This is a genomic window from Neisseria montereyensis (genome assembly GCF_024834045.1).
In the GTDB taxonomy this organism is placed as follows: domain Bacteria; phylum Pseudomonadota; class Gammaproteobacteria; order Burkholderiales; family Neisseriaceae; genus Neisseria; species Neisseria montereyensis.
Genome location: NZ_JANUXW010000007.1, coordinates 1 through 24,033 on the forward strand (window position 1 = coordinate 1; position 24,033 = coordinate 24,033).

Genomic DNA, 24,033 nt, shown 5'->3' on the forward strand with positions numbered 1-24,033 from the left:
ACCGCCGAATTTTTCAGACAAAATAGTGGTCAATGCAGCAGTCAATGTAGTTTTACCATGGTCAACGTGACCAATGGTGCCAACGTTTACGTGCGGTTTGCTCCGCTCGAATTTTTCTTTAGCCATGAGCTAATTTCCTTATTAAAGAACGATTAAAGATCAGAATATAACCGTCTGAATTTTTTCAGACGGTTTTACTACAACAGTTTAACCTTTACGGGCTTCTGTTACTTGTGCTGCAACGTGTGCAGGTGCTTCAGCGTATTTCTTGAACTCCATGGAGTAAGTGGCACGGCCTTGTGTGGCTGAGCGCAGGTCAGTTGAATAACCGAACATTTCTGCCAACGGTACTTCCGCACGAACTTTCTTACCGCCGATACCGTCATCATCCATACCTAAAACGATACCACGGCGACGGTTCAAGTCACCCATTACATCACCCATATAGTCTTCAGGTGTTTCAACTTCAACAGCCATAATCGGCTCAAGCAAAACAGGTGACGCTTTTTTCATACCTTCTTTAAATGCCATTGATGCAGCTAATTCAAAAGCAATTTGAGAAGAGTCGACATCATGGTAAGAACCGAAAATCAGGCGCACGCGGACATCTACCACCGGATAACCGGCCACAATACCGTTAGGTAGTGTATCACGGATACCTTTATCAACAGAAGGAATAAATTCACGCGGAATCACGCCACCTTTGATTTCATCGATAAACTCATAACCTGCACCACCCGGTTCCATCGGTTCCATTTTGATCACAACGTGACCATACTGACCTTTACCACCGGATTGTTTAACGTGTTTGGCTTCAGATTCGACTTCTTTGCGAATCGTTTCACGGTAAGCCACTTGAGGCGCACCCACGTTTGCATCCACGCCGAACTCACGCTTCATACGGTCAACAATAATTTCCAAGTGTAATTCACCCATACCGGAAATAATAGTTTGACCTGATTCTTCATCGGTACGAACACGGAAAGAAGGGTCTTCTTTTGCCAAACGGTTTAAAGCAATACCCATTTTTTCTTGGTCTGCTTTAGTTTTGGGTTCTACAGCCACATGGATTACCGGCTCGGGGAACTCCATACGTTCCAAAACAATCGGCGCCTCTTCAGCACATAAAGTTTCACCGGTAGTCACATCTTTCAAACCGATGGCAGCCGCAATATCACCGGCACGCACTTCTTCGATTTCTGTACGATCGGCAGCAGTCATTTGAACCAAACGACCGATACGCTCACGACTACCTTTTACCGAGTTAACAACGGTATCACCTGATTTCACTACGCCGGAATAAACGCGAATAAATGTTAACTGACCGACATATTTATCATTAAGCATTTTAAATGCTAATGCTGAGAATTTAGCATCATCACTTGCTTCACGACTGTCGGCTTCTTCATTAGCCGGGTTAACACCTTGTACAGGCGGAATATCTGTAGGTGCCGGTAAAAACTCTACTACTGCATCCAACATACGTTGAACGCCTTTGTTTTTAAAGGCAGAACCACAAAGCATCGGTTGAATTTCACCAGCCAGAGTACGTTGACGGATAGCGGAAATAATTTCTTCTTCAGTCAACTCTTCTCCGCCCAGATACTTATCCATCAATTCTTCACTGGCTTCTGCGGCAGCTTCAACCATGTTGTTGCGCCATTCTTCGGCAGTCTCAACCAAATCGGCAGGAATATCGCCATATTCGAAAGTGGCGCCTTTATCAGCCTCATTCCAAATGATGGCTTTCATTTTAAGCAAATCGACAACGCCTTCGAATTTATCTTCCGCTCCGACAGGAATAACAATCGGCACGGGATTAGCGCGCAAACGGGTACGCATTTGCTCCAACACACGGAAGAAATTCGCACCTTGTCGGTCCATCTTATTGACAAAAGCCAAACGGGGCACTTTATATTTATTAGCCTGACGCCATACGGTTTCAGACTGTGGTTGCACACCACCCACAGCACAATAAACCATTACGGCACCGTCCAACACACGCATTGAGCGTTCTACTTCAACCGTAAAGTCAACGTGTCCCGGAGTGTCAATAATATTGAAACGGTGTTCGGGAAATTGACCGGCCATACCTTTCCAATAAGAGGTTACAGCTGCAGAAGTAATGGTAATACCACGCTCTTGCTCTTGTTCCATATAGTCGGTGGTAGCAGCACCATCATGTACCTCACCCAATTTGTGAGTCAGGCCGGTATAGAACAAAATACGTTCTGTAGTAGTGGTTTTACCCGCATCAATATGTGCGGAAATACCAATATTTCGATATAAATTAATCGGGGTTTTGCGAGCCATTTTATTCGCCTTTCAAAATTAGAAACGGAAGTGAGAGAAGGCTTTGTTGGCTTCAGCCATGCGGTGTACTTCTTCACGTTTTTTCATAGCACCGCCACGACCTTCAGCTGCATCAATCAATTCGCCGGCCAAACGCAAATCCATAGATTTTTCACCGCGTTTGCGTGCAGCATCACGCACCCAACGCATAGCCAAAGCCAAACGGCGTGAAGGGCGAACCTCAACAGGAACTTGATAGTTAGCACCACCTACACGGCGGCTTTTCACTTCGACAACGGGTTTAGCATTGGCGATGGCTTCGTTAAATACTTCGATTGCTGCTTTACCGGTTTTTTTCTCAATCTGTTCCAATGCACCGTAAACAATACGTTCGGCAACAGATTTTTTACCGTCAATCATCAATACATTCATAAATTTAGTCAATTCAACGCTACCGAACTTAGGATCCGGCAATATGTCGCGTTTGGGGACTTCTCTACGTCTTGGCATTTTAATTCCTTACTTAGTCTATTCAGTTGGGGCAATCCCATGAATACCCATCAAGATATTCACTTACTCGGCTGTATTGCTAAGAGACACAACCGACGTGCCATATAGTGTTAGCTAGATTATTTAGGGCGCTTCGCACCGTATTTAGAACGGGCTTGTTTACGATCTTTCACGCCCGCAGTATCCAACGAACCGCGAACAGTATGATAACGCACACCCGGTAAGTCTTTTACACGACCGCCGCGAATCAGCACAACGCTGTGCTCTTGCAGGTTGTGGCCTTCACCACCGATGTATGAAATCACTTCAAAACCGTTGGTTAAACGAACTTTGCACACTTTACGCAACGCAGAGTTCGGTTTTTTCGGTGTAGTTGTATAAACACGGGTACAAACACCGCGTTTTTGCGGGCACGCTTCTAGTGCCGGCACTTTATTAATGTACACAGGCTTTTGACGGCCTTTGCGTACTAATTGGTTAATAGTTGGCATATTTTCTCGTCCTGTTGAGTGAAACACTTGCGAACACCATGTCCGCAAGAGCGGAATTATAGCTTTAATGCAACCATTTAGTCAAATACCTACACGATTACAACGAACACATCATTTCAAATGTTGCATAATTTTTTATATAAAATAAAAGATAAAAAAAGAGCCTGCTAAACGCAGGCTCTTTATATTGATTACTAACTCTCTTTAAGAGAAATTAGAACAGGTGACGCAGGCCAACCATACCGGCAGTATTTTGGATTTTGTTTTCGCCTTTACCAAATTTCAACCAGCCGGCAGAAATCATAGCAGAAGTACGTTTAGAGAAATCATAATCCGCACCTACAACCACTTGGTCATATTTACTATCGCCTATTTTATCACCGCCAGTAGTTTTTGCTTTAAAACCATGAGCGTATGTAATACGCGGGGTTACATTACCAAAGCGGTATGCCGCAGTTGCTGCAACCTCTTGTGTTTTAATAGTAGGATCATTAGGAATTGGAGTATATTCAGCATCTGCAAAGGCACTTGCATAACTTCCCAAAGTGTCCAAACCTTTAGTGTATTGATAACCTAAACCGGCAAATAAGTTATTGGCATCGTAACCAGCAAATACACGATGAACTTGACCATTCTCACCATCGCCGTTATTGTTGTTATATGCATTTTTCTTGAAGCCAACGCCATATTGTGCAAAGAAGCCTGAGTTTTCATAGTTCAAGCCACCGAAGTAGGCATCACGAGAAGGCTCGTCATGAGTATATTTATCACCAGGGTTGGCGTTGTCACGCGGTGTATATTGTACGCTTGCACTGAAGCCGCTGAATACAGGGGTATCGTAACGTACAGAAACTTCACGAGAGTCATTACGAGTAAACACACCCAAACCTAAAGCATTGCTGCCATATTCCCATGCATCAAGTGCATCCATATCTTTTACAGGAGTGCTGATTCGACCGGCGCGGATTTTACCGAAGCCGCCTTCAAGGCCGATATATGAATCGCGATCAGCCCATTTACCACCGCTAGTGCCTTGACCATTACCACCAACGCTCACTGTATTTTCAACTTGCCAAATGGCATTCAAATTTGAACCTAAATGCTCATGGCCTTTGAAACCAATGCGTGAACCCAAATCAACGATTTCAGTTGCGGTTTTAGATTTTTCACCACCCACTTTTAATTGGGAAACTTGAACACCTGCTTTGATTTGACCGTACAAAGTAACGTCAGCCATTGCTGCAACAGGCAAAGCAGCCAAAGACAAAGCAATCAGAGATTTTTTCATTGCTGTATTCCTTTTCTATCGTTTGAGAAAACAAACTTAAATGGACATGAAACCACCTAAGTTTTTGCATTCATCGCAGGATTAGCGATTTCATGTCTGCTAATATAATTGCTTCGTTGCAAAAAAACAAACTTTATCGCCCTACGATTGGTTGTTTTTTTTAAAAACATATGGAGTTTATTCCATTTTTTTTATTTAGTTTCATTAAAATCAAAGAGATATGTCAACTTGTAGCACATTTGGCACATTTGCAACAAATTATTCAATTTGTTGGATTTTGGTGCTTCAACCAAGTAGAAATCATAAGTAAATGCACAATGACAAAGAATTAAAAGACTAATGTTTTATTCTCAGGCAAACCAGAACCACTAAGATATACAGCGAATATGAACTCTATCGTAATATCATTTATTCACTATGCAATCAAGATAAAATTTATCTTTGTATTTGTTATTTATGGATATTAATAAAATTTTTACTGTTATATCATTTTTTTCATCCCAAACAACCTTAAATTTTTCAAAAACAATGACAAACAGGACGGATAAATCCACCCTGTTCAAAGTTAAAATACAAACCTATTTGAAGCTTATGCTATTTCAGACGGCCGGTATGACTATATTAGGCTCCGTAATCAGGTTGCAACAAAGCACACTGCTGCCGCTCTCGTCTGCTACGGCGCGAACGGCCTGCAATTTTTCCGCAAGCGCTGCCGGGATCATTGTTTCTCTCGGACAAACGCTTTTCGGCACGGCTATTTTTCTTATAATCTTTATTTCGTGGTTCTCGTGGCACACTGTGTTTTTTGACCGAGGCATCTTTATCAATCTCTGCAATACTGCCGCCATTTTGCCACCAAGTCGGCTCGAACCCTTCTATACGCTCAATGTCTATGGTACTGCCCGTTAGCGTTTTAATGGCTTCAAACATTTTCTGCTCGTATTGATCCATTAAAGAAATCGCCACACCATCGGCACCGGCTCGCCCTGTGCGGCCGATACGGTGTACATAGTCTTCCGGCTGCGTCGGCAGCTCGTAGTTAATTACAAAAGGCAATTCGGCAATATCCAAGCCGCGTGCGGCCACATCGGTGGCCACCAATACGCGCAATCTGCCCTCTTTAAATGCACCAAGGGTTTCTAAGCGGTTTTGCTGAGATTTATCGCCGTGAATGGCTTGGGCGGCAATTTCTCTGCGTTTGAGATCTCGGGTAACCTGATCAACGCTTTGTTTGGTTTTACAGAATACAATCACTTGGTTCATATCCAAATCAATAATTAAGCGTTCGAGTAAGTTGCGCTTGCGCATGGTATCTACAGCAATCACATGTTGTTCTACATTCGCATTGGCCGTATTTTGTGCCGCAACTTCTATCAATTCGGGGCTGCTCATAAAGTCTTGAGCCAGCTTACGAATCGGCGAAGAGAACGTAGCAGAAAACAGCAGGGTTTGACGCTGCTTGGGCAACATCTGCATGATTTTGCGGATATCGTCGATAAAACCCATATCCAACATACGGTCTGCTTCGTCGAGTACAACGATTTCAACTTTGCTGAAATTCAGGTTTTTTTGTTTGACGTGATCGAGCAGGCGGCCGACGGTGGCAACCACAATTTCACTGCCGGCACGAAGATCGGCCGTTTGCTTATCCATATTCACTCCGCCGAACAATACGGTGTGGCGCAGCGGTAGGTTTTTAATATAGTTTTTTACGTTTTGATCAATTTGGTCGGCTAACTCGCGAGTCGGCGTTAATACCAACATGCGCACGGGGTGCATAGCCGGCGATGTGCTGGGTGTTGCATAGCGTTTTAACCGTTCGAGGCTTGGGAGCATAAAGGCAGCGGTTTTGCCTGTGCCCGTTTGGGCGGCGGCCAAAAGGTCATGGCCTGCCAACGCTTTGGGAATGGCGGCAGCCTGAATAGGTGTCGGCGTTTCATAGCCTTGCTCGGTTAGCGCGGCTATGATTTCGCTGCCTAAACCGAGAGATGTAAAAGTTTGGGTCATGGTACGATTTCCGTTTCAGACGGCCTATGATTCATCGGCCGGAATAAGATCGGCTTACGATGTTCCGGCCTGTTTATCGGATAAGGATTTTTTAATAAGGCCGTCTGAATAGTTATAGGGTTGGGTCAATAAATTAAGGCGGACGGATCACTTCCGACCGATATTGCAAAATCACGCTACTTACATGGTTGTTACGTTACTGTTGTGCCTATTGCAACAACCACTTGATTTTGGCTTGAACGGATTCTGCCGTATAAAAATGTGTGAAACGCTTTATTACATAAATATACCGGTTTCAGCCTGTTTATTATGCCACAAAATCAACCACGCTTTCAGACGGCCTATTCTGTACCAATACATTTTGCCAAATATAAACGCCCTATTCTTCCCCTTCAGGCTTTTGTACCGCGGCATTCAATAAAGGAACAAGCAGCTCTTGAATCATATTCCAGAACAAAGGCGACTCAATCGGCGGCGTTTCACTATTGCCGAACACCAGCGCCACTTCAGTATAGTCTTTCTGCCCTTTGCTGACTTTATTGCCGTGATAAGCGCTGGACGCCGTACTCATTGCTTGGGTTTCATCCTCACCATTATGCATTTTTTCAGCAACTGCCAATGATGTGCGGGCGAAAAACGGCAACGGTCGGCTTTGCCCGATGGCATAAAACGCCAGCCATTTTTGCAATAAGGCCTGCGCTTCAGACTGTGGGATTTCAGCCAAAGTTTCCGGTTCGTTAGGCAATAGCAGATGGGTTTGATAGGTTTCGGTTTCAGACGGCCTCACGGCACAAAATATTAAGTGTTCCAATAATATGGCCAGCCGACGGGGCGAATTGGGCGGTTGTTCGAGAAAATAAATCTGCCCGTGTTGATAAAGGTGGTTGAGACTGCCTTCCAGTATGTAAGGCGTATCGAAAAGCGTATAGGCTATGGTCGGCAGTTTAGGGCTGGATACTAGGGTACTGTCGAGTGTTTTTGCGGCCGTCTGAAAATACGTTTGCCATAGCGAACCGAGTACGCCTGTAGGCATTAAGCTTTGTGCCTGCAAACGCTCGGCGGTTTGCTCGAAACTTTCGTTATGACGGCGGGCGGCGGTATATTCTGCAACAATACGTTCGGCTTGCTGCGGCTCAAACGGTTCGGCGGCATCCCATGCCTGATCGCGGTATGGTTCCTGCCAGCTTAAGGTATTTTGCAGCCAGTAGCGCACGGGGTTTTGCCAGAAGCGGATAAAGTCATAATGGCGAACCGTATTTTCCTCCGCCACACTATCGGAAAGCGGCTCACTAAAAAATTCAGACGGCTCTGCGGCAGGTGTATTTAAAGCACCTGCATAATCCTGCCGGGTACCGGATAGGCCGTCTGAAAGCGATTGAGGCGTGAAATAACGGGGCGAAAAAGCTTGCAAGGGATGCTGAACAACCCAGTTTTGATGCAATTCGGCTGTGGTTTTTCCAGTCATCGCTGCGAGGGTATCCATTAATTCATTGAGTAATGCCGAAGGTGCTAATTCCTGATCATTGCGGATATCGCGGCCGACATACGACAAATAAAGGATTTCACGCGCACTCATTACAGCTTCTAAAAATAGATAACGGTCGTCGTCGCGGCGGGCGCGGTCACCTTTTTGCGGGTGTTGGGCGATTAAGTCGAAAGCGGCGGCTTTGGTGTTGCGGGGGAAGTCACCATCATTCAGCCCCAGCAGGCAAATCATTTTGAACGGCAAGCTGCGCATCGGCACCATGCTGCAAAAGGTGATGCCGCCGCGTAAAAAACCGGCCTGACTTTCACTGTCGAGAAAACGGCTAATGTGACGGATAACGGACGGCTGCGATAAATCTGCTTTAAATCCGGCCAACTCCGCTTCTTCCTGCCAACGCGCCAAGGCCTGACTCAACTGTTGCCATGCGTGTTGGTCTTCATTATCCGGTTCGGTTAATGCGGTCATTAAAGTGCGTATGCGCTCTACCCATTCGGGAATGCTAACAGCCTTGCACCATGTGCGGGCAGTTTCCGCAAGGGTGCGAATCAAGGCGGCAAAGCGGCTATAAACTTCCGTTTGCCCCGGATTGCCGTGCCATGCGCTGATTGTGCGCCATAAAGCATGCCTGCTTTCGGGCAGCATCCAACCGAGTGCGAGGCGTTCCAAACCCTGCTGCCAAGTAAACAGATTATTACCGCCGCGCATATTTTCATCCAAACCCCAATGGATGCTGAGTTTGGCAATGGTTTCGTGCAATAACGGCAAATCATCGCGGTTTAAGCCAAAGCGGCGGCGCACCAATTCGTTTTCCAACAATGACAACAATAAATCCACTTCAAAACGGCTTTCCAGCAATATCAACACTTGCGACAAGGCCTGAAACAGGGGCTGACGGCGGCTGATTTTGACATCGGATACCGAATACGGCAACGCTTGCGATCCTGCCTGCGCCTGCCCGAATACGGCTTCGATAAACGGGCTATACGGTTCGATATGCGGTGTGAGCACGGCAATATCGTGCGGCTGCCAATCGGGATGTTCGGCCAATACGGTGAGCAGGCGGTCTTTTAAAATTTGCAATTCGCGCAAGGGGCTGTGCGCGGAAACGGCCGTTATCGAACCGTCATTCAAATCCGGCTGCGGCAGGTTATGTGGGTTTTCAGACGGCATGTTTAAGGTTTGAATATCGTATTGCAAGCGGTGCAATAAGGTTTGAGAGGCCGTCTGAAAAGGCTCTTCTTCAAAAACCTGAATCTCGTGTTTGGGTACATCGACTAAGGCATCGAAAAAATCCCGCCCTTGTTTGCCCAACGAGGCCAAAAGCGGATGCCCTGTCTGGCTCAAATCGATATCGTCTTCCTGCTGTAAAACTTGGGCGGCTTCAATCACATTACCCCAATATTCGCTGCTTGGGTTCAGGGCGAAAATATGTACGTCGCAATGTTCCGCCAAAGCCTGTAACAATTGCAGATAAACCGGTGCCATCGTAGCAATACCGAACACACAATAACGCTCGGGCAGTTTGTTTTTATCTAACGCGCCCAAGAGTTGCCGCCATAAAGCGACACGGTGCGGGGTGGATTGTTTGCCGTCGTCCAAATACCGCCACAAAGCTGCCTGCCAGTGTTCATCCTCACCCAAGCCAACCATTTTTTCCTGCTGCCAAGCATCTATCCATTGCGGGCGGTAAACCAAATATTGGTCGAAAATATCCGCCAACTGGCCGGCCATCTGATAATCTGCCGTTGCGCCACTGCGTAAATAGCTTTGCAAGGCTTCGCGCACCGGGGCATATTCCGAGGCCGTCTGAAAATCCTCACTTTGAAACAGCGACAATAAACGCCAGCGCATCACTTCGGGATCGAACGGACTAAGCATAGGCACATCGGCAATCATGTCGCGCATCAATTGCCATGTCAGCCGACCGGGTAAGCTGAAATTCAGATTGGCGGCAATACCGGTTTCTTTGGCCAGATAGCTGTTCAAATAACGCCGCATACCTTGGCTCTGCACAATAATTTCTTCCGCCGCAAACGGATTGGCAGGCGGTTGAAGCTGATGAAGACGGGCGAATAATGCGGCCAGATCTTCAAGTCGGTTCGACTGATAAAGGTAAAGCATATCGGCAGACAATAGAAATAATGAATAACGGGATTATATAGCACGGCCGAACAAAAGCGGCGGGATTATCAATGTTTACCCTTTCCTTATATTGTCTTACCGCCCGCTTTTATTTTTTCAGACGGCCTCACAAGACGACTCTATCCACCTTGATAGCCCTTAGATATACATTTAATTAGGTAAAATAAAACAAGGCCGTCTGAAATATCTTTCAGACGGCCTTGTTGTGATGCCAATATAGCTGCTGCCCGATTAATCGGCAATCATTTCGAAATTATTATCGGCAAACTTAGTATCAGGTACTTTCACAATCAATGGATCCACTTCACCAATGGCTTTCAAATCTTTATTCGGATAATCAAGATGGTGCAGGAATGCGCGGATACAGTTCAAACGGGCGCGTTTTTTATCGTCCGATTTAACAATTGTCCATGGCGCATCACCGGTATGGGTATGGAAGAACATCGCGTTTTTCGCATCGGTATAATCATCCCAACGGTCGAGCGATTCGATATCCACCGGAGACAGTTTCCAATGTTTCAACGGATCATCACGGCGGGAAATAAAGCGGCGCAATTGCTCTTCACGGCTAACGGAGAACCAGAATTTAAACAGATGGATACCGCTGGCTACCAACATACGTTCAAATTCGGGTGTTTGACGCATAAACAACAAATATTCATGCGGTTCGCAGAAACCCATCACACGTTCTACACCGGCGCGGTTATACCAAGAACGGTCGAAAAATACCATTTCGCCGGCAGTCGGCAGATTTTGAATATAACGTTGGAAATACCATTGGCCGCGTTCGGTTTCGGTCGGTTTTTCCAAAGCCACCACACGGGCGCCACGAGGATTGAGGTGTTCCATATAACGCTTGATGGTGCCGCCCTTACCGGCTGCATCACGCCCTTCAAAAAGGCCGACAATACGCTGACCTGAATCTTTTACCCAGCTTTGCACTTTTAACAGCTCGATTTGCAGCTTTTTCTTTTCTTTTTCATAGATTTTTCGGCTCATACGAGTACGGTATGGATAGTTTTCCGGCAATGGTGCAGAGCCTGAATCTTCACCACTGGCGCGACCTTTATGCTCTAAAACCGCTTTTTCAAAAACTTTCAACTCTTCTTTTTTATCACCCAACGATACCGGCTCGAAAGGTTGTAATTGTTGTTCGTTGGATTGGTCGGTCATATATTGCTCCTTTTTACAGTTAAGTGGTTCAAAATTCATTCGGTATTTTAGTTATTATTCTACTCTTTTTTACACAAATAAACAAAAGCAATCACCAGCCAAATGCCTGTTTTCAATCCGGTAGTCCGTTATAATAACGTCCTTTTACCTATCCTCCCACCATGTCTTATTTCGCCTTTGCCGACGATGCCGTTTCCAACCGTGCCGAACACTATACAGATTATGTCCGCAGCCGTTTTTTAACAGCTGGGAAATTAAACCAACTTGACAATGAACTCCGGCAAGGTTGGCAAGAAGGATTACATGCTGTTTTGGTTGCCGACTATGAATTCGGCTTACCGCTTGTGAAGCTGCCGCCCTCTCATTCTGCCCGTTTGGCTATCCACTGGTTTAAAAACCGTATCGAAGCCGATCCGGAAACATGGTTGACGCAACACGAAAATGCGCACACCCCTTCCGGCATCAGCACACCTGAAAACATTATTGATAAAGAAACCTACCTACAAGCCATCAATGATATTCAGACGGCTATTGCACGCGGCGACACCTATCAAATCAACTACACCACCCGCCTGCATCTAACGGCTTACGGCGACCCTATCCGGCTCTACCGCCGTTTGCGCCAGCCCGTTCCCTACGCCATGCTGGCCTACTTACCCGACCATCAGGGCAACCCTATTTGGACATTGTGTTTTTCACCCGAACTCTTTCTGCATATCGATTCAGACGGCCTGATTACCACCGAACCAATGAAAGGCACCGCGCCGATATTGAATGATGGTTTAGACGACCAACGCGCACGCGATTTACACAACGACCCAAAAAACCGTGCCGAAAACGTGATGATTGTCGATTTATTGCGTAACGACCTCGGCAAAATTGCCGAAACAGGCCGCGTGCATGTTCCCGAACCGTTTAAAGTGCGCCGTTTCGGCAGCGTGCTGCAAATGACTACCGCCATCGAAGCACAAGCCAAGCCGAATATCCATGCCGCCGATATTTTCCGCGCCGCCTTTCCATGCGGCTCCATTACCGGCGCACCCAAACGCATGAGCATGCACATCATCAACGAATTGGAAACCACACCGCGCGGACTCTATACCGGCAGCATCGGCTTTCTCGAACCATGCGACAGCGGCTTGGGCTTTCACGGCACTTTAAATGTGGTTATCCGCACCTTGCAGTTAAACCCGATTTCAGACGGCCTCTATCAAGGCGTGTACGGGGTCGGCTCCGGCATTGTGGCCGACAGCATTGCCATAGACGAATACACCGAATGCGCATGGAAAGCCCGTTTCCTCAATAGCCTTTATCCTGAGTTTGGTATCTTTGAAACCATGTACATTCAAAATAAACAATGCCGGCTGCTATCCTTACATATAGGCCGTCTGAAACAATCCGCCCAAGCCCTGAACCTGAATCTTGCATCAGATTTTGAGCAAGCGATTCAAAACCATATCGGCAACCTACCCGATAACAACGCCTATCGAATGAAAGCCGTTTTACATCCTTCAGACGGCCTCACCCTAAGCCATGCGCCGTTAAATAATCAACCGCCGCTTGCCCATGTTGTGATGGCCGATACCCGACTACCCGCTCATGATTACCTGCGCCGTTTTAAAACCACATGGCGTACAACCTACGACAGCGGCTGGCAACAAGCCGAACAACACGGCGCGTTTGATAGTTTGTTTTTCAATTCAGACGGCCTCTTACTTGAGGGCGGCCGCAGTAATGTTTTTATCCGTATCGGCCAACAATGGCACACGCCGTCGCTGGATTTAGATATTCTCAACGGCGTGATGCGCCAAACGGTGATTGATAACCCGCAAGCTTATTTAAACGCGGATACCGTTATCGAAAGCCATATCAGTGATGACATGCTGAAACAGGCAGATGAAATACGTTTGAGCAATGCTTTGCGCGGGATGTTTGGAGTAACGCTGATTGACTGATTAATGAAGTAGAAATTCATATTGTTGAGATATGATGAGGGGCGGATAATCACATCCGCCCCTCATCAACTTCTTAAAATCATCTACCCGAAAAATCGCAGATACCAATCTAATCCAAAACACGTTCTTCCGGAGCGCGACCCGCCCAATCACAAACAAACTGCCATGCAATGCGACCTGATCGGCTGCCGCGCGCCAACGACCAACTTAAAGCGGCTTTACGCGCAGTCTCGTCCAAACTCAAGCCATAGCTGTCTAACCAATTTTCTACGGCTTGAAGATAATCGTTTTGATCAAAAGGATAAAAGCTTAGCCACAAACCAAAACGGTCGGACAAAGATACTTTTTCTTCTATCGCTTCTTTGGGGTTCACTTCGCCGCGTATGCCGGTCGTGGCGGTATTTTCATCCATATATTCGGGCATTAAATGGCGGCGGTTTGATGTGGCATATACTAAGGCATTATCGCAACGTTGCGACAAACCGCCGTCTAAAGCGGTTTTTAAGGCTTTATAAGAAGAATCACCTTCATCAAAAGATAAATCGTCGCAAAAAATAATGTACTTCTCTTTTCTTTTTTCAATCATTTGCAACAAGGCAGGCAAATTAACCAAATCTGTTTTATCCACCTCAATCAAACGCAAGCCCTGATTGCCGTATTCATGCAGCAAGGCCTTCACCAATGATGATTTTCCCGTACCACGAGCGCCGGTAAGTAGCGCATTATTGGCGGGCTTGCCGTTTAAGAATTGTTCCGTATTGCGAACCAAGCGTTTGACTTGCGTATCAACCGCAGCCAAGCGACTCAGCGGAAAGGTGTGCGGCCTTGGTAAACTTTCTAAAATGCCTTTCCTACCGACGGCCTGCCATCGGTAAGCCCATGCCTGCCAATCCGGTTCTTCTGCTTCAGGCGGCAATAATTTATCCAAGCGACGGAGTACGGAGGCTGAAAGTTTGAGAAATTTGGCAAGCTTCATGGTTTATTCCTTTTCAGACGGCTTTTTACATGATTTCAACCAGATAATTTTAACAAAAATATAGGCCGTATCCATCCATACAGCCTATACCGAACCTAACTGTTTTTACGACACATAAGGTTTCAATGTCTGATATAAGATATCCATATCGGTGATTTCGGTAATATTGGCTTCACCCAATTTATTCAGCCCAACAAACCGCATAATGCCGCTACTGACTTTTTTATCATGCTGCATATGCTCAATCCATTTATCAAATGAAAAACGGGGCGGCTCAACCGGCAAAGCGGCTTGTTTGAGTAAATGAATCACACGCTGCGTATCGCTTTGATGCAGCTTGCCCAATTGTTCGGATAAACGGCAGGCTAACACCATACCTGCGGCAACGGCTTCACCATGCAACCATGTACCATAACCCATTTCCGCTTCGATGGCATGGGCGAAAGTGTGCCCCAAATTCAACCAAGCCCGAATGCCCTGCTCGGTTTCGTCTTTGGCCACAATATCGGCTTTCATCCGGCAACAATGATGTACTGCATCAGCCAATAATGCTTTATCCTGGCGCATTAGGCCGCCGATATTTTGTTCCAGCCAATCAAGAAATTCGATATCGCCGAGCAAGGCATATTTAATCACTTCAGCCATACCGGCAGACAATTCGCGATCCGGCAAAGTGGATAAGGTATTTAAATCGGCCAAAACAGCCTGCGGCTGATAAAAAGCACCAATCATATTTTTACCAAGCGGATGGTTAATAGCCGTTTTCCCGCCCACCGACGAATCCACCTGACTCAGAAGCGTGGTCGGCACCTGAATAAACGGTGCACCACGCTGATAAGTTGCCGCAGCGAAGCCGACCATATCACCAATTACACCGCCGCCAAGAGCGATTAAAGTGGTTTTACGTTCGGCCCGGTTTTGCATCAGTCCGTCAAAAATCAAGTTTAGCGTTTCCCAGTTTTTATATTGTTCGCCATCTGGTAAAACAATATTAAAATGGGGAATGCCTGCTTTATCTAAGGCCGTCTGAAGTGCTGCCAAATATAACGGGGCGATGGTTTCATTGGTAATAACGGCTGCTTTTTTATTGATAAACGGCTTTAACAATGTATCGGCATCATTAATCAGATGATTGCCAATGAAAATCGGATATTGGTGAGAAGGTGTGGCTACATTCAAAGTGTGCATAATTTATAGAGATATAAAGAAAAAATGAAAATAAGAATAAACAAGGCTGCCTTTTGGATGGGCTTACATACGGCTATCGATATATCAATCAGGCCGTCTGAAATATTCTTTTCAGACGGCCTATCTAGTATTTTAGGGCTGCCCTGCTAATGTGTTTTGTTGCAATATATGTAACAATTGCTCTGCCGTCTTATGGCCGTTTGTCCGGTTTGCCTCGATAATAATATCCGCTGCAGATCGATAAATACCATCACGGGCATCATATAACTCTTTAAGCTTGGCTAATGGGTCTTCAACCTGAAGCAAAGGCCGGTTGTTATCAAAACGCGTGCGCTCAAGCAATATTTCCGGATAAACGTGTAAATAAATCACGGTTCCACGCTCTTTTAGTTTTCGGTAATTTTCATCACGCAAAACTGCACCGCCCCCCGTTGCCAATACAATGTTTGGCAACGAAGTCAACTCGTCAATAACAGCCGCTTCACGTTCCCGGAAGCCTTGTTCACCCTCCACCTCAAAAATGGTTGGGATCGAGACCCCCGTACGCTTACAGATTTCGTGATCGCTGTCATAGAAGGGCCGATTCAACGAGTGCGCAAGATACTTGCCCAACGTCGTTTTACCCGCCCCCATCAAACCGATTAAAAATAAATTGCCTGCTATGTTTTCCATAGCAGGCATTGTAAACGAAAATATACAGTAAATGTTTATTTACGTTGCAGAAGCATTAATAACGTAAGTTGCTGCCAAGGTTATCCATGATGCGCGGTGTAATAAAAATTAACAGCTCGCGTCGAGTTTCTTGATGGGCGCGTGACTTAAACAAGTTACCCAAAACAGGGATATCACCCAATAGAGGTACTTTGTTCACTGTATCACCGTTTTCTTCTTCATAAATACCACCGACAATCAATGTGCCGCCGTCTTCAACCATAGCCTGTGTCTGCAACTGTTTGGTACTGATACATTTTGTTGCAATACCGCCGGTAACACAATCAACAGGCGTATCTTTATTGATTCTCACATTCATAATCACTTGCCCGTCGGGTGTGATATTGGGCGTAACCGTTAAGCCAAGCACTGCCTTTTTGAAAGTCACTGAAGTGGCACCGCTCGAAGTCGCTTCTTCATACGGAATCTCGGAACCGGATTCAATAGTTGCCGCTTTACGGTCTTGCGTCAAAACGCGCGGGTTGGAAATAATTTTACCTTTGCTTTGTTCTTGCATTGCAGTCAATTCCAAACCCAAAGCACCGGAAGAAATAGCGCGAACTAAGGCAATACTTGCTGTTGCCGAAGTAACGGGCAGGCTGATGTTCGGATTCATTTCTAAAGGTGTTGTGGTCGGAATGGTGTTCGAGCCACTCAAAATAGCATTAGCCCTTGTGCGTTGGTTATCAACATTCGTACCGAAGTTATTCACCGCATTGGTCCAGTTTGAACCCCAGCTACTATTATTCCGAACGCCTGTATAACCGAATTTCACACCGATATCACGAGAAAAGCCATCATTGGCTTCCACAATACGCGCTTCAACCATTACTTGGCGGGTCGGTACATCCAACTCTTCAATCAATCGTTGGAATTTACGCATCACCACACGATTATCAGTAATAATTAACGTATTGGTCGCAGGGTCGATTAATGCGCTACCGCGATTACTCAACAAACTGTTTCTATCGGCCCCACTACCGCCATTTTCATCCAATCGTAAAATATCACGGAACTCTTCCACATTTTTGTATTTCAACTGGAATGTTTGTGATAATAACGGACCGAGATCTTCAATTTCTTTTTCTGCCTGCAGTGCCGCTTTATCTTTAGCCAACAGCTCATCACGCGGCGCTACATTAATAATATTGCCCTGACGTCGCATATCTAGATTACGCGCCTGCATCACCAAATCAAGCGCCTGATCCCAAGGCACATCTTTCAGGGAAAGCGTCATTTTGCCATTAACCGTATCGCTGGCAACAATATTCATACCGGATTCTTTAGCCAAAATTTGCAGTATGGTACGCACTTCAATATCTTGAAAGTCTAAAGAAATCTTACGTCCGTTAAAATTCTGCTTCGGCTTTTTATCCAAGCCTTTTGAAGCAATATTGGTTTTGGGCATAATTTCAATATTGAAGCGACCATTAGCCGATTGTACTTTGGAATCCCAACTTCCTTTATTTCTAATCACAATTTGTGTGTCGTTACCAATACGTTTCATCGTGACATTACGCACCGGCGTATTAAAATCAGACACATCCAAACTACGTTGCGCTTGGGTTGGCAGAGGATGGTTTTTCAGAGTGATGGTGATGCGGTCATTTTGCTTCTTAATCGCGGGCTCACCTGTAAATGAGGGTGCACTCAACTCCACAATACCGGAATCACGTATTCCTTTTCTGAAATCAATATTGGCAGATGCCACAACTTGTTCTTTTTGTGCCGGAGCAGAAGTATGAACTACCGGAGAATTAGATACTCGGGTCTTGTTTTGAGATGGTGATGTATCGGTTGTATTTGAAGCTTCGTTTACATACACCCAAACTTCGTTGCCTTTGATTTCAGTATTATATTGACCCGCCTTATTCAGCCCCAACAAAATACGTGCACGGTTTTCATTTTGTGCCGCAGTAATCTGACTCAATAATGGATCGGCATATTCCAATACCGGTTGAGGCAATTGAATATTCGTCCCCGTGAAATCCAATGCAATACGGGCAGGCGTTGTTGTGATAAAGCCGCGCGGTGTCACAACCTCTTTATCAAATTTGATTTTGATGATTTTCTGATTATCAGGTAACGAAGATACGTTGATATCTGTAATGTTACCTGCATATGCCGAATGAACGGCAAAGCCCATAGCAATGGCTGAAAGAATTTTTGTCATATGTGAGTTCATTTTAGTCATACCCCTTTATTTGTTGTTCTGAGCAGTATCATTATTAGCATCCGCACCTGTCAAAGGTAGTTCTGCTTTGCGGTAAGCCCAATTACCATAAGTATCTTCCACAAGTTCCGTTAGCGTAATCTGATCTGCAGTAATTGATTGAATTTTACCGTAGTTTTGTCCGATATAATTTCCCGGCCTTACGGTATACACATGGCCGTCAGCCTCTACATAACCGGTCGTCAAGCCCCCTTTGGTTAAGCTGCCGACATATTTCAAATTTTCCAAACTGAAACCTTCCAATATCTCTTTCGGCCTGTTTGTATCAGGTGCATTGGCACCTTGCTGGACGCTATTCAGACGTTTGCTTTCAAAAGCGTTTAATCCATCAAATTGAGGCGGATTATAAGATTTCGGCTGGCTTACAGCAGGTGCCTCGAATGGGATAACTTTTGCCTTTGCCTGTTTACGGGTGTTATCCATCCATTCGGTAAGATCTTCGTGAGCCGGTGTGCAAGCAGATAAAACCAATATGCCTGCAAGTAATATTTTATTTGTCATGACGGTTTCCTCCCAATTTTATTTGGATGCTTCACTGGCTGCTTTTGCGGCTTCTAATTCGGCAGCAACTTCTTCAACAGGCCGTGCTTTATAAGTGTTTGCCGTAGCACTTAATGTCAGTTGATTACTTCCTTCATCTTTCCTACTGATCTTAAGTGATTCCAAAGTAATGATTCTGGATAGTGCACCTACATCACGGGCAAATTGGCTGATTTGATTATATTTGCCGGTTATTGCAATCTCATATGGTAGAGCTTGAATCGGACCGTCATTTACAGGCGCCTGCGGAGTAACACTATCCATTCTCAAACCGTTTGTCGCACCAGCCTGATGTAATTCTTGAACCAAATTGGGAATTTCTGCATCAGTGGGTAATTGTTTTAACAATACATTAAAAGATAAACGTATCGCATCTAACTCTGCTTTCAAATTATCCAAATTGGCTGATTCAATACTCTTTTTAGTAAATGTTTCTTTAAGCTCTACTTCTTTCGCACTAACTGAATCTAATGTCTCAAGTTGTGTTCTAAACAAAGCTACATAACTGAGTGCCAATACACCTGCAACAGTTAATCCTGCTAAAGCCAACTTCGCCGGCATCCCCAATAAATGCAAAGTATTAATATCAATACTTTTAAATGATTTTGCTGCCATACATTATTTCCCCCGTGTCGTATTATCGGTACTGCCTGAGTCAGTTGTTCCTACATCAGGAGCAACTGGCAACGAATAATAGGCTTGGTTTAATAAAACTTTCAGCGAGAATTCTTGTGTATTATCAACTTTTTTAATACTCATTAATTCAGGTTGCATAAAAACACCGGTGCTAGGGATAGAACGCATAAACATAGCAATTTTATTATCGCTGGTTGCTTTCCCACTGATAGTATAGGTAGTTGGATTTTCAGCAGTAATTGCTGTAAGGTATGTTCCTTCTGGAATCAGAACATTGAGCGTATCAATAATATAAGCCGCCTGAAAACGCTTTTCTTGAAGCTCTTCAACCTTTTGTTTTCTAGCTAGAAAATCTGCCTTCTCTTTTTCTAACTTGTTAATTTCCAAAAGATTTTCATCAAGCTTACTAATCTCTTGATTGAGAAACTCATTACGCGCCTCCTGACTGCTTATGGCACGGTTAATACCTAAATATGTTATTGTGGATAAACCTATGCCTACAACCAAAGCCAGTAAAACTAAGGTTTTAAACTGTTTCTTCTTCTTCTGCTGTATTTCTTCACGATAGGGAAGAAGGTTGATTTTGGTTAATTCAATCATCTTTAAAGTCCCCTTAAAGCCAAGCCAAAGGCTAGTGTTAATGTTGGTGCATCTATTTGTAATTGTGAAAGATCGACTTTACTACTATTTGTTGCATATAAAATGGGATGTATACATTCTGTTGCCGTATTTGTATGCGAGAAAATAGTTTCTGCCAGACCCGGCTGTTGAGATGCCGTACCAGTCAACAAAATATTTTTAACATTGGAATACTGTTCACTGGTTTGTGTAGTGTAATAAAACTGAAGTACACGCTGTATTTCTTGTGCTACTTGTATATTGAATCGGTCTGCAACAGCAGTTTGATAATCCGAAGGTTTGGTAGCGGCAACCATCATTTGAGCTGCTTTTTCTTCAGTTACCTGATAAGTACGTTGAATTAACTGATTTAACTGTTCTGTACTTACATTAGCTTCTTGTTTATATAAAATTTGCCCGTTTTGAGTTACGATGGCATACATTTGTGTGGCATGGATACCAAAAATTGCAATTTTTTCATGCTCCAACTCCGGAGCATGATTATTTATCCAAAACGAAAACGCATTATTTTGGGCAAATAAATCAATATCCATTGCCGAAAGGGAAAGATCGGCATTATCAAAGGCTTCAATACGTGGCTCGACATCATCCTTTTTGGCTGCTGTCAAAAGGACTTTTATGCCTGCAGGCATTGTCGAAGTACCAACAGCCTGATAATCGAAATTCATTTCCTCAATTGGACCGATTTGTGAAACTTCAGACTCTGCAAAGCTCTCAAGATCCAAATCAGTGTCTTTATCACTATAAACAACCGTTTCAATGGTTACTAAATTTTGAGGTAATGCAGCAACACAATTTCTAACCCCTGTATGCAATTGAGTATAAGAATGTTGCAAATATGTAACAAGTTGGTCATAGTCTTGTATCTTACTGCCTTTGATAATATTTTTAGGCAGTTTGGTAATAACGTACTTTTCCAACTGGATTTGGTTTAAACTACGGCCTGACAACTGCACCAGTTTAATGGCATGCTGTCCGATATCGACGCCGATAGCTGTACGTTGGCTAAGACTGGATGACGTTTTACTATTTGTATTTTTTTGATTTTTTTCCATTCGCATAATGTAACGCCCCTGTGTTTGAATAGGTGAGTAACAGTTTTGAATCCGTAATATTTTTTTACGTTTACAAAAACATAACTTTATTTTGATAAAACATTTACCTATTTTACTTTATTTAATGATTCATATGGCAACTTTATTAATTAGTCATGATTAAAAAAATTATAACGACCTGTATTGGTTTGATTTTAGGTTTAATACTTTTTGTTGTAGGTTTGGTTGCAATAGCTATTCTGATTACCTACCCCAAACTACCTTCTTTGGAAGCAGTCCAACACTACCAACCCAAAATGCCACTTACTGTTTATTCATCTGACGGAGAGGTTATCGGCGTTTATGGTGAAGAGAGAAGATCGTTTACCAAAATTACCGACTTCCCCAAAGTGTTGAAAAATGCTGTTATTGCGGCAGAGGATAAACGCTTCTATGAGCATTGGGGGGTGGATACTATCGGTGTAATACGCGCGGCCATCGGCAATATGACCGGCGGTGTTCAATCGGGTGCCAGCACAATAACCCAGCAAGTTGCTCGTAACTTTTATCTAAGTAACGAGCGTACGTTCACGCGTAAATTCAATGAAGCCCTATTGGCCTATAAAATAGAAAAATCTTTAACTAAAGATCAAATATTAGAACTGTATTTCAATCAGATTTATTTGGGGCAACGCGCTTACGGCTTTGCTTCTGCAGCTCGCATTTATTTCAATAAAGATGTTCGGGATTTAACTTTGGCTGAAGCTACAATTTTAGCCGGCCTGCCTAAAGCACCATCGACATTCAATCCGATTGTGAACCCAGAACGTGCCAAATTGCGCCAGAAATATATTCTGAACAATATGGTTGAAGAAAAAATGATTACTCCGCAAGAGCGTGATCAAGCACTTGCAGAAAAGCTGGTTTATAAGCGTTATGTGCAAAAAATTGATCAAAGTGCACTTTATGTGGCCGAAATGGTGCGACAGGAGCTATATGAAAAATATGGTGAAGAAGCTTATACCCAAGGCTTTAAAGTATATACAACAGTAAGTACGGCAAACCAACGCGTTGCAACTGAGGCTTTAAGAAAAACATTGCGAGGCTTCGACAGAGGCAGCAGTTATCGAGGTGCTGAAAATTATCTTGACTTAAGCAAAAGTGATAATGTGGAAGAAACTGTTGGCCAATACCTTTCAACACTTTATACGGTTGACGGTATGGTTCCGGCCGTTGTTTTAAATGCTTCCAAAAAAGGAGTAGAAATTCAATTGCCAAATGGCACCCAAACAACATTGGGAACCTCTGAGTTAGGCTTTGCTGCAAGAGCTGTTAATAATCAAAAAATGGGGGATCAGCAAATCCGAAAAGGCGCAGTCATCCGAGTAAAACAAAACGGGAAAAAATGGCGAGTTGTTCAAGAACCTTTACTGCAAGGTGCGCTAGTTTCTTTAGATGCTAAGACCGGTGCTGTCCGTGCCTTAGTAGGTGGCTATGACTTTCACAGTAAAACATTTAATCGCGCCACTCAAGCACAGCGCCAACCAGGCTCTTCATTTAAGCCTTTTGTCTATTCTGCCGGATTAGCAAAAGGTATGACAATGGCTACAGTTATTAATGATGCGCCTCTTTCGTTACCAGGACAAGGCAAAAATGGTAGGACATGGAATCCCAAAAATTCAGACGGCCGCTATTCAGGATTTATTACATTACGACAGGCATTAACAGCATCAAAAAATATGGTTTCTATCCGTATTTTAATGGCAATCGGAACGGACTACGCACGAGAATATATACAACATTTCGGTTTTAAACCGTCTGAAATGCCGGCAGGGCTGTCTATGGCACTAGGTACCGGCGAAACGACGCCAATGAAAATGGCAGAAGGTTATACAGTATTTGCCAATGGCGGCTATAAAGTGTCATCCTATGTCATTGACCGTATCTATGATGGCAGGGGGCGTTTAAGAGCACAAATGCGCCCCTTGGTAGCCGGTGATAATGCACCGCAGGCCATCGACCCCCGTAATGCTTATATTATGTATAAAATGATGCAAGACGTTGTTCGTATGGGTACGGCTACCCGTGCTCGTGCTTTAGGACGTTCGGACATTGCCGGTAAAACAGGAACGACAAACGATAATAAAGATGCTTGGTTTGTCGGCTTTAATCCGGATATTGTTACTGCCGTCTATATCGGCTACGATAAACCTCGTAGCATGGGCCGAGCAGGTTATGGCGGTACAATAGCGTTACCGGTATGGGTTGAATATATGAGATTTGCCCTGAAAGGTATTCCGGTAAAAGGTATGAAAGCCCCCGAAGGTATGGTTAGTCGCAACGGTCACTACTTCCTAAAAGAGCAACAAACAACTAACCCTGATTTACCTCTTGATAACCGATCTAGCAGACCGGTTAGAAATGAAGAACAGGATACGAACACAGAATCTAAAGTAAAAACAAATACAGCTTCTCCGGAAGAATATAAACCCATAGAAAAACCATTGGAGCCCCTGAACGGCAGAGGTAATACAGGCAGTAATAATAGCCCCGAGCCACTAGCCCCAGGTAACTCTCAATTAGATTCTCTATTCTAAATTTTAAGTTGGCAAAAAAATAGCCCTTGTATCATTAAGATATAAGGGCTATTTTTTTGCCAACTTAACCCATAAGAAATAGCTAACCTTTAAATTAATAATAAACCCTCTAGAATTTACCCGATACGATCCAAT

The 24,033-nt window shown here is 44.3% G+C and carries 18 protein-coding genes; 2 read left to right on the plus strand and 16 right to left on the minus strand.

Features of this window, described 5'->3' with window-relative positions; translation table 11 throughout:
- The 8 genes from NXS09_RS07780 to ppk2 form a co-directional block, all read right to left on the minus strand.
- Window positions 1-126: GTP-binding protein (locus NXS09_RS07780; RefSeq protein WP_259292089.1), on the minus strand; the 126-nt coding region annotated here is incomplete at its 3' end.
- Between the two features lie 81 nt (window positions 127-207).
- The gene (gene fusA / locus NXS09_RS07785; RefSeq protein WP_259291988.1) at window positions 208-2,313 is read right to left on the minus strand and encodes an elongation factor G; all 2,106 of its coding nucleotides are present in this window, start codon (window positions 2,311-2,313) and stop codon (window positions 208-210) included.
- Window positions 2,314-2,331: 18 nt separating this feature from the next.
- Window positions 2,332-2,802, minus strand: a complete 471-nt coding sequence (gene rpsG, locus NXS09_RS07790) for a 30S ribosomal protein S7 (protein ID WP_151049955.1) — start codon at window positions 2,800-2,802, stop codon at window positions 2,332-2,334.
- A gap of 119 nt (window positions 2,803-2,921) precedes the next feature.
- A complete protein-coding gene (gene rpsL / locus NXS09_RS07795; RefSeq protein ID WP_002242163.1) occupies window positions 2,922-3,293 on the minus strand; it encodes a 30S ribosomal protein S12 in 372 nt (123 codons plus the stop codon).
- Window positions 3,294-3,507: 214 nt separating this feature from the next.
- Complete coding sequence (gene porB / locus NXS09_RS07800; protein ID WP_259291989.1) at window positions 3,508-4,581, minus strand: trimeric porin PorB; 1,074 nt, start codon at window positions 4,579-4,581, stop codon at window positions 3,508-3,510.
- Between the two features lie 621 nt (window positions 4,582-5,202).
- Window positions 5,203-6,588, minus strand: a complete 1,386-nt coding sequence (locus NXS09_RS07805) for a DEAD/DEAH box helicase (protein ID WP_259291990.1) — start codon at window positions 6,586-6,588, stop codon at window positions 5,203-5,205.
- A 379-nt stretch (window positions 6,589-6,967) separates the two neighbouring features.
- Window positions 6,968-10,195: an exodeoxyribonuclease V subunit gamma gene (gene recC / locus NXS09_RS07810; protein WP_259291991.1), complete on the minus strand. Its 3,228-nt coding sequence runs from the start codon at window positions 10,193-10,195 to the stop codon at window positions 6,968-6,970.
- 252 nt (window positions 10,196-10,447) lie between these two features.
- Complete coding sequence (ppk2, locus tag NXS09_RS07815; RefSeq protein WP_259291992.1) at window positions 10,448-11,389, minus strand: polyphosphate kinase 2; 942 nt, start codon at window positions 11,387-11,389, stop codon at window positions 10,448-10,450.
- A 161-nt stretch (window positions 11,390-11,550) separates the two neighbouring features.
- Here ppk2 and NXS09_RS07820 point away from each other — a divergent pair, with 161 nt between their 5' ends.
- Entirely contained in the window at window positions 11,551-13,344 is a 1,794-nt protein-coding gene (locus tag NXS09_RS07820) for a bifunctional chorismate-binding protein/class IV aminotransferase (protein ID WP_259291993.1), read from the plus strand.
- Window positions 13,345-13,453: 109 nt separating this feature from the next.
- Here NXS09_RS07820 and NXS09_RS07825 read toward each other — a convergent pair whose 3' ends face one another.
- From NXS09_RS07825 to pilM, 8 genes are all read right to left on the minus strand, one after another.
- On the minus strand, window positions 13,454-14,320 hold the full coding sequence (locus tag NXS09_RS07825) for an ATP-binding protein (protein WP_259291994.1): 867 nt from the start codon (window positions 14,318-14,320) through the stop codon (window positions 13,454-13,456).
- Between the two features lie 105 nt (window positions 14,321-14,425).
- Complete coding sequence (aroB, locus tag NXS09_RS07830) at window positions 14,426-15,508, minus strand: 3-dehydroquinate synthase (protein WP_259291995.1); 1,083 nt, start codon at window positions 15,506-15,508, stop codon at window positions 14,426-14,428.
- A 132-nt stretch (window positions 15,509-15,640) separates the two neighbouring features.
- Window positions 15,641-16,189 (minus strand): shikimate kinase, encoded by a 549-nt coding sequence (locus tag NXS09_RS07835; protein ID WP_259291996.1) that lies wholly within the window; start codon window positions 16,187-16,189, stop codon window positions 15,641-15,643.
- 46 nt (window positions 16,190-16,235) lie between these two features.
- Window positions 16,236-18,392 carry a type IV pilus secretin PilQ gene (locus tag NXS09_RS07840; protein WP_259291997.1) on the minus strand — a complete coding sequence of 719 codons (2,157 nt, stop codon included), beginning with the start codon at window positions 18,390-18,392 and terminating at the stop codon, window positions 16,236-16,238.
- 27 nt (window positions 18,393-18,419) lie between these two features.
- A complete protein-coding gene (locus NXS09_RS07845; RefSeq protein ID WP_259291998.1) occupies window positions 18,420-18,953 on the minus strand; it encodes a pilus assembly protein PilP in 534 nt (177 codons plus the stop codon).
- A gap of 18 nt (window positions 18,954-18,971) precedes the next feature.
- A complete protein-coding gene (locus tag NXS09_RS07850; protein ID WP_259291999.1) occupies window positions 18,972-19,607 on the minus strand; it encodes a type IV pilus inner membrane component PilO in 636 nt (211 codons plus the stop codon).
- A gap of 3 nt (window positions 19,608-19,610) precedes the next feature.
- A complete protein-coding gene (locus tag NXS09_RS07855; RefSeq protein ID WP_259292000.1) occupies window positions 19,611-20,228 on the minus strand; it encodes a PilN domain-containing protein in 618 nt (205 codons plus the stop codon).
- A 2-nt stretch (window positions 20,229-20,230) separates the two neighbouring features.
- Window positions 20,231-21,328, minus strand: a complete 1,098-nt coding sequence (gene pilM / locus NXS09_RS07860; RefSeq protein WP_259292001.1) for a type IV pilus assembly protein PilM — start codon at window positions 21,326-21,328, stop codon at window positions 20,231-20,233.
- 149 nt (window positions 21,329-21,477) lie between these two features.
- Here pilM and NXS09_RS07865 point away from each other — a divergent pair, with 149 nt between their 5' ends.
- Window positions 21,478-23,898 carry a penicillin-binding protein 1A gene (locus tag NXS09_RS07865; protein WP_434803016.1) on the plus strand — a complete coding sequence of 807 codons (2,421 nt, stop codon included), beginning with the start codon at window positions 21,478-21,480 and terminating at the stop codon, window positions 23,896-23,898.
- The last annotated feature ends 135 nt before the right edge of the window (window positions 23,899-24,033 follow it).

Bases quoted from the DNA above. Each gene is read 5' to 3' on its own strand.
- fusA (WP_259291988.1), bottom strand. From the start codon at position 2,313: ATGGCTCGCAAAACCCCGATTAATTTATATCGAAATATTGGTATTTCC.
- rpsG (WP_151049955.1), bottom strand. From the start codon at position 2,802: ATGCCAAGACGTAGAGAAGTCCCCAAACGCGACATATTGCCGGATCCT.
- rpsL (WP_002242163.1), bottom strand. From the start codon at position 3,293: ATGCCAACTATTAACCAATTAGTACGCAAAGGCCGTCAAAAGCCTGTG.
- porB (WP_259291989.1), bottom strand. From the start codon at position 4,581: ATGAAAAAATCTCTGATTGCTTTGTCTTTGGCTGCTTTGCCTGTTGCA.
- NXS09_RS07805 (WP_259291990.1), bottom strand. From the start codon at position 6,588: ATGACCCAAACTTTTACATCTCTCGGTTTAGGCAGCGAAATCATAGCC.
- recC (WP_259291991.1), bottom strand. From the start codon at position 10,195: ATGCTTTACCTTTATCAGTCGAACCGACTTGAAGATCTGGCCGCATTA.
- ppk2 (WP_259291992.1), bottom strand. From the start codon at position 11,389: ATGACCGACCAATCCAACGAACAACAATTACAACCTTTCGAGCCGGTA.
- NXS09_RS07820 (WP_259291993.1), top strand. From the start codon at position 11,551: ATGTCTTATTTCGCCTTTGCCGACGATGCCGTTTCCAACCGTGCCGAA.
- NXS09_RS07825 (WP_259291994.1), bottom strand. From the start codon at position 14,320: ATGAAGCTTGCCAAATTTCTCAAACTTTCAGCCTCCGTACTCCGTCGC.
- aroB (WP_259291995.1), bottom strand. From the start codon at position 15,508: ATGCACACTTTGAATGTAGCCACACCTTCTCACCAATATCCGATTTTC.
- NXS09_RS07835 (WP_259291996.1), bottom strand. From the start codon at position 16,189: ATGCCTGCTATGGAAAACATAGCAGGCAATTTATTTTTAATCGGTTTG.
- NXS09_RS07840 (WP_259291997.1), bottom strand. From the start codon at position 18,392: ATGACAAAAATTCTTTCAGCCATTGCTATGGGCTTTGCCGTTCATTCG.
- NXS09_RS07845 (WP_259291998.1), bottom strand. From the start codon at position 18,953: ATGACAAATAAAATATTACTTGCAGGCATATTGGTTTTATCTGCTTGC.
- NXS09_RS07850 (WP_259291999.1), bottom strand. From the start codon at position 19,607: ATGGCAGCAAAATCATTTAAAAGTATTGATATTAATACTTTGCATTTA.
- NXS09_RS07855 (WP_259292000.1), bottom strand. From the start codon at position 20,228: ATGATTGAATTAACCAAAATCAACCTTCTTCCCTATCGTGAAGAAATA.
- pilM (WP_259292001.1), bottom strand. From the start codon at position 21,328: ATGCGAATGGAAAAAAATCAAAAAAATACAAATAGTAAAACGTCATCC.
- NXS09_RS07865 (WP_434803016.1), top strand. From the start codon at position 21,478: ATGATTAAAAAAATTATAACGACCTGTATTGGTTTGATTTTAGGTTTA.